The 12022-nt window shown below is 64.3% G+C and carries 14 protein-coding genes and 1 pseudogene; 3 read left to right on the forward strand and 12 right to left on the reverse strand.

The features are described from left to right. Positions 1–260 precede the first annotated feature (260 nt). Both G9Q80_RS16610 and G9Q80_RS16615 read left to right on the forward strand, forming a co-directional pair. Positions 261–680 (forward strand): annotated as a pseudogene (locus G9Q80_RS16610) (universal stress protein); the annotation flags it as partial. Between the two features lie 25 nt (positions 681–705). After that, entirely contained in the window at positions 706–2259 is a 1554-nt protein-coding gene (locus G9Q80_RS16615) for an alanine/glycine:cation symporter family protein (RefSeq protein WP_043140783.1), read from the forward strand. A gap of 112 nt (positions 2260–2371) precedes the next feature. Here the strand turns inward: G9Q80_RS16615 and G9Q80_RS16620 are convergent, their stop codons facing one another. Together G9Q80_RS16620 and G9Q80_RS16625 are read right to left on the reverse strand one after the other, a co-directional pair. Continuing rightward, positions 2372–3169 (reverse strand): class I SAM-dependent methyltransferase, encoded by a 798-nt coding sequence (locus G9Q80_RS16620; RefSeq protein WP_157903806.1) that lies wholly within the window; start codon positions 3167–3169, stop codon positions 2372–2374. A gap of 209 nt (positions 3170–3378) precedes the next feature. Beyond that, the gene (locus tag G9Q80_RS16625; RefSeq protein WP_069210586.1) at positions 3379–4728 is read right to left on the reverse strand and encodes an aminotransferase class III-fold pyridoxal phosphate-dependent enzyme; all 1350 of its coding nucleotides are present in this window, start codon (positions 4726–4728) and stop codon (positions 3379–3381) included. A gap of 227 nt (positions 4729–4955) precedes the next feature. Between G9Q80_RS16625 and G9Q80_RS16630 the strand changes: the two genes are divergently transcribed. After that, a complete protein-coding gene (locus G9Q80_RS16630; protein ID WP_088714699.1) occupies positions 4956–5144 on the forward strand; it encodes a hypothetical protein in 189 nt (62 codons plus the stop codon). Positions 5145–5225: 81 nt separating this feature from the next. Here the strand turns inward: G9Q80_RS16630 and rpmE are convergent, their stop codons facing one another. From rpmE to G9Q80_RS16680, 10 genes are all read right to left on the reverse strand, one after another. Next, complete coding sequence (gene rpmE / locus G9Q80_RS16635; protein WP_043140792.1) at positions 5226–5447, reverse strand: 50S ribosomal protein L31; 222 nt, start codon at positions 5445–5447, stop codon at positions 5226–5228. A 12-nt stretch (positions 5448–5459) separates the two neighbouring features. Beyond that, positions 5460–5855: a 50S ribosomal protein L19 gene (gene rplS / locus G9Q80_RS16640; RefSeq protein WP_043140793.1), complete on the reverse strand. Its 396-nt coding sequence runs from the start codon at positions 5853–5855 to the stop codon at positions 5460–5462. Positions 5856–6083: 228 nt separating this feature from the next. Beyond that, positions 6084–7004 carry a Hint domain-containing protein gene (locus G9Q80_RS16645; RefSeq protein WP_088714700.1) on the reverse strand — a complete coding sequence of 307 codons (921 nt, stop codon included), beginning with the start codon at positions 7002–7004 and terminating at the stop codon, positions 6084–6086. 476 nt (positions 7005–7480) lie between these two features. Then, the gene (locus tag G9Q80_RS16650; protein WP_088714701.1) at positions 7481–7816 is read right to left on the reverse strand and encodes a hypothetical protein; all 336 of its coding nucleotides are present in this window, start codon (positions 7814–7816) and stop codon (positions 7481–7483) included. 61 nt (positions 7817–7877) lie between these two features. Next, on the reverse strand, positions 7878–8330 hold the full coding sequence (locus tag G9Q80_RS16655) for a GNAT family N-acetyltransferase (RefSeq protein ID WP_088714702.1): 453 nt from the start codon (positions 8328–8330) through the stop codon (positions 7878–7880). 4 nt (positions 8331–8334) lie between these two features. Continuing rightward, the gene (gene trmD / locus G9Q80_RS16660) at positions 8335–9138 is read right to left on the reverse strand and encodes a tRNA (guanosine(37)-N1)-methyltransferase TrmD (RefSeq protein ID WP_043140800.1); all 804 of its coding nucleotides are present in this window, start codon (positions 9136–9138) and stop codon (positions 8335–8337) included. A gap of 71 nt (positions 9139–9209) precedes the next feature. Then, positions 9210–10301: a hypothetical protein gene (locus tag G9Q80_RS16665; RefSeq protein WP_088714703.1), complete on the reverse strand. Its 1092-nt coding sequence runs from the start codon at positions 10299–10301 to the stop codon at positions 9210–9212. A 285-nt stretch (positions 10302–10586) separates the two neighbouring features. Continuing rightward, complete coding sequence (rimM, locus tag G9Q80_RS16670) at positions 10587–11093, reverse strand: ribosome maturation factor RimM (RefSeq protein ID WP_043140804.1); 507 nt, start codon at positions 11091–11093, stop codon at positions 10587–10589. Positions 11094–11284: 191 nt separating this feature from the next. After that, entirely contained in the window at positions 11285–11647 is a 363-nt protein-coding gene (rpsP, locus tag G9Q80_RS16675) for a 30S ribosomal protein S16 (RefSeq protein ID WP_043140807.1), read from the reverse strand. A 44-nt stretch (positions 11648–11691) separates the two neighbouring features. Beyond that, a complete protein-coding gene (locus tag G9Q80_RS16680; protein WP_043140810.1) occupies positions 11692–11988 on the reverse strand; it encodes a chorismate mutase in 297 nt (98 codons plus the stop codon). Between the last annotated feature and the right edge of the window lie 34 nt (positions 11989–12022).

A 12022-nucleotide genomic window follows, 5' to 3' on the forward strand; every position in this document is an offset into this window, starting at 1 on the left:
CGGGTTATGCGAAGGTATACATTCATTTCTGCGAATGCGTCATGGGCGAAACGGTCGCAGGCTGATGGGGCAAAACCGGCTCCTTACCGCATAAAAACCGGGAGATGCTTTGCCTCAGGCGCGAAAAATTGGATAATTCGGTCGAACCGGCATGCGTTTGACATGTTTTCGGGAAAATCCCCTGTCACACCGTTGTTACTCTTCACTCAGCCATAAGGCGAATAAACGGAACAGGGACAATCAAGATGAACGATTAGTTTGTCGTCGGATATGACGGCAGCGAAGCGGCGCGGCGTGCGCTGGACTTCGCGATGGATCGCGCCGCGGCGCAGGGGGCGACGGTTGTGATCGCCCATGTGCTGGAATGGTCGCCCTACTCCTTCCTGACCCCGACCGAGCTTGAAGAGCGCCACATGCGCCGCAAGGAAGAGCTGAACCGGGCCGAGAAATCGATCATTACGCCCGCCAAGGCCGCGGTCGAGGGCAAGGGCGTGCCGGTCGAGACGGTGCTGCGTTACGGCCATATCGCCGACACGCTGTGCGAGGTCGCCGACAAGATGGAGGCGGCCCAGATCTTCATCGGGCGGAACGGGCATTCGCGTTTCGGCAGCCGGGTCTTCGGCTCTGTCGCCGGGTCGCTGGTCCAGACCGCCCCGGTGCCCTGCACCATCGTCCCCTGAAGCGCCGTAGAACAGGACAACCGACATGAACAGATTGACACAACGTGCGGCGCTTGCCGCCACGGCTTTTCTGCTTTTTGCGGGCGCTGCCGCCGCGCAGGAGCAGACCATCGACGACAGGATCAACGCGGTCTTCAGCGGTGCAACCGGCTGGTTCGTGAGCTTCATCTTCAGCCCCTTTCCCGGCACCAGCTTTCCCTGGATCGTCGCCTGGCTGGTGATCGCTGCAACCGTCTTCACCATCTATTTCGGCTTCATCCAGTTCCGGGCCTTTCCGCATTCCATCGCGCTGGTCAAAGGCGACTATTCCGATCCTGATGACGCGGGCGAGGTCAGCCACTTCCAGGCGCTGGCCACGGCGCTGTCGGGCACGGTCGGTCTGGGCAATATCGCGGGTGTCGCGGTGGCCGTGGGCATCGGCGGGCCGGGGGCGACCTTCTGGATGATCCTCGCCGGTCTCATGGGCATGGCGTCGAAATTCACCGAATGTACGCTGGGCGTGAAATACCGAAACGAGTTCGAGGACGGCCATGTCTCGGGCGGTCCGATGTACTACCTGACCAAGGGTTTTGCCGAACGCGGACTGCCGGGCGGCGGCATCCTGGCGGTGCTCTTCTCGATCTTCTGTATCCTGGGGTCGCTGGGCGGCGGCAACATGTTCCAGGCCAACCAGGCACACCAGGCGCTGACCGGGGTGCTGGGGGACTATCCCGGCTTCATCACCGGGCTGATCTTTGCGGCGATCGTCTTTGTCGTCATCATCGGCGGGCTGAAATCCATCGCCTCGGTGACGGAAAAGGTCGTGCCCTTCATGGCGGTGATCTACGTCGGCACGGCGCTGATCATCCTGATCATGAACGCCGACATGATCGGCTGGGCATTCGGTCAGATCTTTGCCGGTGCCTTTACCGGGTTGGGTGTCGCGGGCGGCATGGTCGGCGCGCTGATCCAGGGGTTCAAGCGGGCGGCCTTCTCGAACGAGGCGGGCGTCGGTTCGGCGGCCATCGCACACTCTGCCGTGCGTACCAAGGAGCCGATCACCGAAGGCTTCGTGTCCTTGCTTGAACCCTTCATCGACACGGTGGTGATCTGCACCATGACGGCGCTGGTGATCATCATCACCCAGCAACTGGTGATCGACGAGGCGACGGGCAACTACCTGCTGAACGAGGCCGGGACCGCGATCAGGACAGTCGGCGATACCTCGGGCGTGGGCCTGACGGCGGCGGCCTTCGGAAGCTCCTTCAGCTGGTTCCCGACGATCCTTGCCATTGCCGTGATCCTCTTTGCCTTCTCGACGATGATCAGCTGGTCCTACTACGGCCTGAAGGCCTGGACCTTCCTGTTCGGCGAGGGAAAGACCAAGGAACTGGTGTTCAAGGTGATCTTCTGCATCTTCGTGATTATCGGGGCTTCGGCCAGCCTTGGCCCGGTGATCGACTTCTCGGATGCGGCGATCTTTGCGATGGCAGTGGTCAACATCATCGGCCTCTACTTCCTGATGCCGATCGTCAAGCGCGAGGTGAACAGCTACCTCGACCGCCTGAAATCGGGTGAGATCAAGAAGTTCAAGCACTGAGGCTTGCAACAGCACAGGCAGGGGACCGGGTTCGGCCCCCTGCCGTACAAGTCCGTCATTGACCGATCCGGGGGCCTGCGGACAAAGGGCGTTTGAAGCCCGGTACAGTGGATCAGGCTTTGGCGACCACGACGTGCGACGCGTGTGGAAATGTCATCGACGTTCCGTCGAAACAGGCCTCCAGCCCATCCAGAAAGATCCCCACGGCGCGCGCAACGCCATCCCTTGCCAGGTCTGACAGCTTGTCCCCCGTGTGCATGCCGCCCATTGCCCCGATCGCAAAGGCGCGGGCATCAGGGTGATGCAGCGTCAGTGTCACTGGGTCGACTTCGATGTCCCGGAAACCCGCCTCTTTGAACAGCTGCCTCAGTTCATTTCCGTCCGGTAGGCTGCAGATGGCCCGGACAGCATCCCCGGCGGTGCTGCCGACACAGGCGTCAAGCGCGGCGGCCTGCGCCCGAAGCATCGGGTTGACGTCCAGCTCTCGTTGCACGCAGAAGACAACCCGCCCGCCCGGTTTCATGACGCGGTGCAGATCGCTCAGCGCGGCGGGCTTGTCCGGGAAGAACTGCAAGGCTTGCTGGCAAAATGCCAGATCGAAGCGGTCGTCCGGGAAGGGCAGGTGTGCCGCATCGGCTTCGACCCATTCGACATCCCTTGCGGCGTTGTCGGCGAGGGTCCGTGCGACGCGCAGCATGTCGGGGCTGTGATCGCAGCCAGTGAGACTGCCCGGTTGGAACGCGAGCGAAGAGACCAGCCTCGTGACCACGCCCGTGCCGCAGGCAAGATCAAGGATATGTTCCCCCGCCCCGGGTTCAGCGCGGCGGACGAGCTCTTCTGCCCAGGGCCTGAAGATCACCGGTACCAGGATCGACTGGTAACGGTCTGCAAAGGTCAAGTCTGTCGGCATGTCCGCACCCAACGGTTTGCGCGTGACGCCGGGCAAGATCATGCACCTGGCTCCGACGCCGCGTCATTGATGCTGGATTCAGCTTATCACGGATGCGGCACGGGCCAAATGTCAAACTGCCGGAGCAGCGACAGTGCGGTGCGCCAGCGGGTGACGCGCACCGAAAGGGCGGGAAGGGGCCGTGCCGTTTCACGGCCCCCGGCCCGCTGTCAGGCGGAGGCAAACCCCTTGTCCAAGGCGGTGAGGATGGTGTCGATCTCGCCCTCGGTGATGGTCAGCGGCGGCGACATCAGGATGTTGTGCATGCCAAGGCGGACCATCGCGCCAGCCTCGTAGGCGGTCTGGTGGATGCGCTTCATGGTTTCACCGTCCATCGGCGTCTTGGCCGCGCGGTCGCTGACGATCTCGATCCCGGTCATCAGTCCGTGGCCGCCGCGCACGTCGCCGATGATGTCATAGCGTTCGGCCAGCTTGCAGACCCCGTCATACAGCTGCTTGCCGCGTGCCGCCGCGTTGGTTTTCGTGTCGAGGCGCAGGGTCTCTTCGAGGCAGGCGATCACCGCCGCGGCGCCCACCGGATGCGCGGAATAGGTGTAGCCGTGGTAGATGCCGCCATCGGCGCCCGCACCTTCGAAGACCTCGGCCACCTTGCCGGACATCAGGGCCGCGCCCACCGGGAAATAGCCCGATGTGATGCCCTTGGCGGTGCTCATCATGTCGGGCTGCACGCCCCAGTGCCGCGCGCCGGACCAGTCGCCGGTGCGGCCAAAGCCGGTGATGACCTCGTCCGAGATCAGGAGGATGCCGTGCCGGTCGCAGATCTCGCGCATCAGCGGCATGAAGGTGGCATCCGGTACGATCACGCCCCCGGCGCCCTGGATCGGTTCCATGATGAAGGCCGCGATGGTGTTCGCGCCCTGGAACTGGATCTCGTCCTCCATCGCCTGCGCGATCAGTTGGGCCAGTTTCGCCGGGTCCGTCTCGTTGAAGGGGTTGCGATAGGGGTAGGGGGAGGGCAGGTGGAAACAGCCGGGCAGGAGCGGTTCATAGTTGATGCGGAAGCGGTTGTTGCCGTTCACGCTCGCGCCGCCGAAATGGGTGCCGTGATAGCCCTTTTTCAGGCTGAGAAACTTGGTGCGCGTCGCTTCGCCCCGCAGGCGGTGGTACTGCCGCGCCAGCCGCAGGCAGGTTTCCACCGAGTCCGAGCCGCCCGAAGTGAAGAACACCCGCTCCATGCCGTCAGGGGCAAAGAACTCCTGCACCGCATAGGCGGCCTCGATCGCCGGCGGGTTCGAGGTGCCGGCGAAGGCCGAGTAATAGGGCAGGTCGAACAGCTGATCCGCGATGGCCTGTTTCACCCGGTCGTTGGAATAGCCAAGGTTCACGCACCACAGGCCGCCCACCGCGTCCACGGCAGAGTGCCCGTCGATGTCGGTGATGCTGCTGCCCTCGGCGCCCTTGATGATCTTGGGCGGGTTGGCCTGTGCGTCGCCCGGGGCGCCCATCGGGTGCCAGAGTTGGCGGGCGTTGTTTTCCTTGAGAAAGTTCTCGTCCTTCATGGCGGCGACTCCGGCTGCGGGTTTTGATCAAATTGGCAGGGGTGCGAAGGGCTGTCCAGTGGGGCGAGGCGCCTTGGGTACGGTGAATGCCACGGGCGCTCGGCCCGAGATGCGCAAGAACCTGCCGGGTCCGGGTGAGGGAAATCAGACTGACGCGCCGCGACCGGCCCGCGTAGCTTTGACCGGCGGGGTGTTCCAGGCCCCGAATTTTGATTGAGGAGATTACAATGCGTATTGCTTTGCTTTCGATGACAGCCCTTGTTGCCCTGGCCAATGTCGCCGTGGCGGACACCCCGCCCTGCATGCCCAAGGTCAGCCCGGGACAGGTGAAATGGACAACCTGTGTGCCGGATGAATTGCATGCCCCCAGCGGCCCCAAGACCGTGTCCGGGATGGGGCTGAGCGTCAAGAAATGACCGCTCGAACGGCCGTTCGCGGTCTGCCAAACGAAAAACGCCGCCCCGAGGGGCGGCGTCCTGTTTCGAAAGGCGGAAGGCTCAGAAGCCGAGGCCTTCGTATTTCTTCTTGAACTTCGACACGCGGCCGCCCTGGTCGAGCATGCGGCCCGTACCGCCGGTCCAGGCCGGGTGCACGGTGGGGTCGATGTCGAGCACGAGCGTGTCGCCCTCTTTGCCCCAGGTCGAACGGGTCTGATACTCGGTCCCGTCGGTCATCTTGACGGTGATCAGGTGATAATCGGGGTGCAGATTCTTTTTCATATCGCGGGCTCCTTACGCGTCAGCGCCAGCGCTCTTGCCTTTGAGCGGCTTGTAGGTGGTGTCCTCTGCGATACGGGCCGACTTGCCACGGCGCGAGCGCAGGTAGTACATCTTGGCGCGGCGGACGCGGCCACGACGGACGACTTCGATCGACTCGATGTTGGTCGAGTACAGCGGGAACACACGTTCCACGCCTTCACCGAAAGAGATCTTGCGAACGGTGAACGAACCCGCGATGCCCTTGCCGTTCTTGCGGCTGATGCAGACGCCTTCGTAGTTCTGCACACGGGTGCGGGTGCCTTCGGTCACCTTGTAGCCGACGCGCACGGTGTCGCCGGGCTTGAAATCGGGAATGCTCTTCCCGAGCGAGGCAATCTGTTCTGCCTCGAGCTGTGCGATCAGATCCATCTGACCTTCTCCTATGTTCGTCGCGGTTTTCCCGCGGAGATGTCTGGGCAGTGCTTTCCCCCTGTCGGGAAAAAGATGACCAGCTGTTCTTTGTTCGGGTGCCACCCGTTTCCGGACAACAAAACCAATCGGCGCCGAGTCGCCCCGGCACCGAAAGATGCGTGTCCTTACATGTGCGCCGGAGCTAAATCAAGGACCAAGACCCACGGCCCGCAAGGTGCGTCGCGATCAGGCGCTTTGCGCGAAATCCGCGTGCTGCGGGGTATCGTCGTCCAGCCGGGCGCGGAGGCAGTCGGGCAGGAAACGGCGGCTGGAAATCCGGGGCAGGGCCATCTCGTGGATGAGCCGGTCTGCGCCGTTCAGGTCGAGGTATTCCTGGTAGTTGGCAAAGGCGCCACGCCCGGCGTAATCGACATAGGTTTCTGCCGGGGCGCCTTCCGCCAACAGCGCCTCGTGGGTCTCGGTCTCGACATGGTAGACGGTAACGGTCTGGGGCATCTGCGCCGGGTCGGCCCAGGTGATCCCGCGCCCGTTCACCAGGACAGAGGCGTTGACGACATGCCCGTCCAGAACCATTCCGTGATCGCCGGTCACGATCAGGTCGCGCAGCGGTAGCCCAGCACCCAGCGCGCCGGCACGGATCACGATCAGGTGGCCGTCGACGGGACGCACCGCCTGGTGGCCGACCCAACGTACCCGGGTGGTGCCGCCATCGGCGCGCAGGATCTCCTGGCCCGCTGTCAGCGTTTCGACGGCGGCTTCGCCCCGGGCGGTCGCGATCCGGGTGCCTGCCGCAAAACAGTTGATCGTGCTGGCGGATGCGGTGGGCGAAGAAATGGGCTGCGTGACGGCGCTGCCGTTCAGCGTCGACAGGTCGTCGATGCTGGAATCGAAGGGGATGTAGAAATCCCGGCCGTCCTGGAAGATGGCGTATTCGTTGCCATTGATCGTGATGGTAAAGCTGCTGAAGGACAGCGTGCTGCTGCCCCACTGAAGGTAGTCGAAGCCAAGGTTGACCTGGCCATCAGTGTTGCCGTCCACCACGGTCGTGTTCGAGGTGTAGAGAACGTAGTTCCCGGAGGGCGTCAGGGTCGAACCGCTGTCCGAGCCCCGGAAATACAGCATGTCCGTCGCTTGGAAGTTTGGCATTTGGGATCACTCCTTTTTGGTACAATCTTTTTTTGGCGCGCAGGCCTGTCTGATCCGTTCGACCGGGCGTCCGCAGCGGGCGCCACATGTCGTTGCAAAGCGCGCGAACCGGGGGCTCGCGCGGTGGATGGTCTGATGTGCCGACGTTCTGTCAGGGGATGGGGTGGTAGGGCACGCGCGGGCGTGCGGTGGGCCGTCCGGGTCGTTCAGGGCCGACGCGCAGAGGGCGTCAGTGGCCCGGTTGCAGCACCGTCAGGGACACATGTCTCATGTGTGGGGAGCGCATTGTGCGCTGTCTGGGGCTGGCAGTGCGGCCCGGAAAATCCGGACCGGACGGTGTGGGGCAGAAAACGCCTCCGCAATGGTCAAAGATGGACATGGTTATCCCGAAACAATCAAGTTTTCAGCAAGATAGCCAGAAGACCCCGAAAGTGAATGCCGAATTGACGTGCCGTCGCGTCAAGGGTGTGAGGGGGTCATCGTGTCGAACATTGCGCCAGCGTTGTGCCGTTCATGGTCTGCGCGTTCAGGTTCGCGGTCAGGACCACCGTCACAAAGGGATTGCCCTGGGCATAGGACAGCGTGTCGGCACATTCGCCCAGCCCGTTGTCGGCCTCGATGGTGATGATGGTATCGCCGTGATGCTGGTGGGACAGCGAGACCTCGAGCATTTCCGGGTCCTCGTCGAAGTCGGGGGTGATGACCCGAAATCCGGCGATTTCGGGCCCCTGGAACCGCCATTCCACGGTGTGTTCCCAGGCCAGGGCCGGCATGGCCAAAAGGCAAAGGGAAAGGGCGGGGACAAGGCGCATGATGGCTCTCCAAGGCTGGACCGGGGTAGGCTGGCACGCGCCATCCGGCCTGTAAAGCCGCTCAGAGCGCCAGCTTGAAGCCGGTGTGGCTGCCGGTGAAGCCGAGGCTTTCGTAAAAGTGATGCGCCTCGGGCCGGGCCGTGTCCGAGGTCAGCTGGACAAGGGTGCACCCGCGGGCGCGACAGGTCTCGATGGCCCAGTCGAACATCTGCCGACCAAGCCCCTCGCCCCGCGCCGCGCGGGCGATGCGCACGGATTCGATCTGGCCCCGCCAGGCGCCCATGCGGGACAGGCCGGGCAGGAACGTGATCTGCAGGCAGCCAAGGATTTCCTGGTCTCGGACCGCTACGGCAAGCAACTGGTTCGGGTCCGCGTCGATCCCGGCGAAGGCAGAGATATAGGCCTGGTTCAGTGGCAGAGAGGCGTCCTCGCGCGCCGCGCCAAGGTCATCATCGGCCAGCAGGGCGACGATGGCAGGCAGGTCCTCGGCTGTGGCGCGGCGAAAGCGGATCACGGGGTCAGTCCTCCGTGCCAAGATGCGCCTGCCAGAGATCCGGGCGGCGTTCCTGTGTCAGCTTCTCGGATTCCGCGCGGCGCCAGGTCTCGACCGCGCCGTGATTGCCGGACAGCAGAACCGGCGGGATTGCCCGGCCCTGCCATTCGGCGGGACGGGTGTATTGCGGATGTTCCAACAGTCCGTCGGAAAAGCTTTCTTCCTCGGCGGACTCGGCATTGCCCAGGACGCCGGGCAAGAGGCGTACAATGGCATCCAGCATGACCTGCGCGGCGATTTCTCCGCCGGTCAGGACGTAGTCGCCGATGGACACCTCGGCGATGTTGAAATGGTCGATCACGCGCTGGTCCAGACCCTCGAAGCGGCCGCAGATCAAGGTGATCCCGGGCCGCGTGGCAAGATCGCGCGCCATGCCCTGCGTGAATGGCCGTCCGCGTGGCGACAGGTAGACCAGCGGCGCCCCGGCGTGCTGGGTGGCACGCGCGGTCTCGATCGCCGCGCCCATGACATCGGGGCGCAGCACCATTCCCGCGCCGCCGCCGGCGGGCGTGTCATCGACGTTGCGGTGCTTGCCCTCGCCGAAGGCGCGCAGAGGCACGGTATTCAACTGCCAGAGCCCGTCCTTCAGCGCCTTGCCGGTCAGGGACAGGCCAAGCGTCCCCGGAAAGGCCTCGGGGAAAAGGGTGATGACCTGAGCGCGCCAGGCGCGGGCCAGTTCTGCCTCCGGGTCCATCAGCTCGCGGGGCTTGAGCGTGGGGCGGATCGTCTTGCGCCCGTGGGACCGGGCCGGGGGGGACTTGTCTGTCATGGGTAAGGGCGTCCTGCTTTGACGCGCCGTTTAGCCCGAGCCGGGGGCAGGGGGCAAGGATGTGCCCGATCTCAGAGATAGTCGGCCCGGTTCGGCGCGGCGACGAGCCGTCCCAGGGCGATGTCCCAGGCCGGGCGTGGGCGGGCCTCGCGGCCTTCGTGCAGGACAAGGATGCACTGCGGGTCCGGCCAGCGCGGTTCGCGGTTCAGCACCGCAAGCCCGTCCAGTTCCCGCGCCAGGGCTGCGGCGCTGTCGCTGTGCGGCGCATAGGCCAGTTCCTGGCTGCGGTAGATCCCGGCGTTGCAGTTGTCGATGATCCGGCGCACCTGGCCCAGAAAGCCGAGGTCGCCGTCGATCTCGGCATTCTGCAACTGGGACTCATCGGTCAGGCGGGCCAGGTAGGCGGCAACCGTCGCGCGATCGCAGTCGGGCTGGGTCACGCACCACAGCGCTGCGCTGCGCTGGGCGGGGTCTGCTGGGTCGTGCTCCAGAACGATGCGATGCCACAGGTCCCTGTCCACCGTACCAAGGCATTGCAGCGCTTCGGTCAGGGTGCCGGGCTGCGGGCTGGCGGCGAACATCAGGCGGGTGGCCTGAAAGGCGGCAAAGGCCCGGTCGTAGGCGGCGCGCGCCTCGGTGATCCTTTCGATCTCTTCGCGCAGGCTCAGCACCACGTCGGGACGTTGGAACATCTGGGCGATGCGGCCGGCCTCGCCCGGATCCGCTTTCAGCAGGCGTTCCAGCTGTGTCAGCGCAATCGTCATGTCGCGCGGCAGTTCTGCAAGGTCCGTGACCTTCCAACTGTCCAGGATGCGTCCCAGAATGCGCGCGATGGCGGTTTCCCGGGTCGGCGGGGCCTCGGGTTCGGCGCGCAGGTCCACGGCGGCGGCCAGGGCATCGGCCAGTGCAAGGCGCTGATCCGCGGTCGAGGGCAGGGTGTCGTCGCGTCTGCGCAGAGAGGCGCGCCGCAAGAGGACGGGGCCGGCCGGGCGCGGGCGCGCCTTGCGTCCGCGTAACGAGGTCATGAGCGCATAGAGGCTGCCTATCCCGCCGATGGCCAGACCGATCGGCACGCCGATGGCAGAAGCCGGCAACAGCGTGGCCAGAAAGGCCGGGCCGATGGCCACACCTGCCAGTGCCAGTCGATACACGAATGCGTCCACGGTAGCCCCTCAAATCCACGTCGAATGCGGCTAAAATTGGCCGAAAATTGCGGCTTGATCGTGGCGCGAAACGGCCCAAATTCCCGGCCTGCGTTTCGCAGGTGGTGACATTGCGGGCTGTTCTGTGTGGTTGTTTTCGGGGTGCGTGAAATCTCTCAAGGCGCGGCCGGGATGCGGCAAAAGTCCGGATCGAAACGGGACCAAAACGAGTCACGGGCAGGGGTTGCCGTGGTGCGCGCGGGATCAACTATGGCGCGATTTGCGCAACCGGCGCAGGCCGGGCGCTCAGTCGAACAGGCCCTCGGGAGGGTCTGCCACGATCCGGCCCGCGGTCAGGTCGACGGTGGGCACCGCCGCCAGCGTGAAGGGCAGGAGCACGGTGCTGGACTTGCCCGGAACCTGAAGCTCCAGCAGGTCGGTGGCGCCGTGGTTCTGGACCGCGCGGACCTTGCCCAGTTCAACACCGCCGGCGTCGAAGACCGGCAGGCCGATCAGGTCGGCGTGGTAGTATTCGTCGTCGGGAAGATTGGGCAACCGGTCACGCGGGGCGTAAAGGCGCGTGCCCTTGAGCGCATCCGCCTCTTCCTTCGTCCGAACCCCGGACAGGTGGGCGGCAAAGCCGTTCTTGATTTCGCGGGTGATCTCGATGTCGAAGAGGCGCGCGCCGTCCTCGGTGCTCAGCGGCGAATAGTCGGCCACCGCAAGCGGATCGGATGTGAAACTCTTGAGGCGCACCTCACCGTGGACGCCAAAGGCGCCCGCGATCGCGCCAACGCAGATCGTGTCAGTCATTGGGATATTCCGAAACAGACGCCATCACGGGCCTCGCCTCCCTTGTCCTCACAGCGATCATGCCATGTCAATTCGGAATAGAGAAACCCGGCGGTGAAGGCGATCACCAACAGGAAGAAACTGCGCAACAGGCGAAACATGGGGACAGGGACGGGACGGCAGGGCTGGCCCGCCGTCCCGCTGTACGGATCTTATTCCGCGTCGGCGCCAGCCGCTGCGGCGGCCTTTTCGGCCTTCTCTTCGGCGCGTTCCTGGGCTTTCTTGCCCGGGGTGCCCTTCTTGGGGTTGTTGCGCTCTTTCTTCTCGATCACGCCAGCGGCTTCGAGGAAGCGCGACACGCGGTCGGTGGCCTGTGCGCCTTCGCCCAGCCAGTACTGGATGCGCTCGACGTCCATCTTGACGCGCTCTTCGCTGTCCTTGGGCAGGAGCGGGTTGTAGGTGCCCAGCTTCTCGATGAAGCGACCGTCGCGCGGCATGCGCGAGTCGGCGGCCACGATGCGGTAGAAGGGACGCTTTTTCGAGCCGCCGCGGGCGAGACGAATCTTGACTGCCATTTGTTTTCTCCTTTGTCGAATGGCTGAAGACGGAGAGTGCCGTCTTACGTCTGGTGTTGCTTGTGGTGCTGTATGACTTCCTGAATGACGAAGTTCAGGAATTTCTTGGCGAATTCCGGGTCGAGGTCGGCCTGGGTCGCAAGATCCTGGAGCCGCGCGATCTGTTTTTCCTCACGCGCGGGGTCGGATGGGGGAAGCTCGTGCTGCGCCTTGAGGACGCCCACGGCCTGGGTGTGCTTGAACCGTTCGGCCAATGTGAAGACAAGGATCGCGTCGAGCCGGTCGATGCTTTCGCGATGTTCCTTCAGCAGTTCCGCGGCGCGGATGACGGGATCGGTCATTGTGCGGTCCTTTCGGGCGAAACGGGGCGGGCGA

It is taken from the genome of Mameliella sp. LZ-28 (genome assembly GCF_012274245.1).
Classification (GTDB): domain Bacteria; phylum Pseudomonadota; class Alphaproteobacteria; order Rhodobacterales; family Rhodobacteraceae; genus Antarctobacter; species Antarctobacter albus.

What these genes read in the sequence shown, in the direction of transcription:
- G9Q80_RS16615 (WP_043140783.1), top strand. Translation starts at nt 706, where the DNA reads ATGAACAGATTGACACAACGTGCGGCGCTTGCCGCCACGGCTTTTCTG.
- G9Q80_RS16620 (WP_157903806.1), bottom strand. Translation starts at nt 3,169, where the DNA reads ATGCCGACAGACTTGACCTTTGCAGACCGTTACCAGTCGATCCTGGTA.
- G9Q80_RS16625 (WP_069210586.1), bottom strand. Translation starts at nt 4,728, where the DNA reads ATGAAGGACGAGAACTTTCTCAAGGAAAACAACGCCCGCCAACTCTGG.
- G9Q80_RS16630 (WP_088714699.1), top strand. Translation starts at nt 4,956, where the DNA reads ATGCGTATTGCTTTGCTTTCGATGACAGCCCTTGTTGCCCTGGCCAAT.
- rpmE (WP_043140792.1), bottom strand. Translation starts at nt 5,447, where the DNA reads ATGAAAAAGAATCTGCACCCCGATTATCACCTGATCACCGTCAAGATG.
- rplS (WP_043140793.1), bottom strand. Translation starts at nt 5,855, where the DNA reads ATGGATCTGATCGCACAGCTCGAGGCAGAACAGATTGCCTCGCTCGGG.
- G9Q80_RS16645 (WP_088714700.1), bottom strand. Translation starts at nt 7,004, where the DNA reads ATGCCAAACTTCCAAGCGACGGACATGCTGTATTTCCGGGGCTCGGAC.
- G9Q80_RS16650 (WP_088714701.1), bottom strand. Translation starts at nt 7,816, where the DNA reads ATGCGCCTTGTCCCCGCCCTTTCCCTTTGCCTTTTGGCCATGCCGGCC.
- trmD (WP_043140800.1), bottom strand. Translation starts at nt 9,138, where the DNA reads ATGACAGACAAGTCCCCCCCGGCCCGGTCCCACGGGCGCAAGACGATC.
- rimM (WP_043140804.1), bottom strand. Translation starts at nt 11,093, where the DNA reads ATGACTGACACGATCTGCGTTGGCGCGATCGCGGGCGCCTTTGGCGTC.
- rpsP (WP_043140807.1), bottom strand. Translation starts at nt 11,647, where the DNA reads ATGGCAGTCAAGATTCGTCTCGCCCGCGGCGGCTCGAAAAAGCGTCCC.
- G9Q80_RS16680 (WP_043140810.1), bottom strand. Translation starts at nt 11,988, where the DNA reads ATGACCGATCCCGTCATCCGCGCCGCGGAACTGCTGAAGGAACATCGC.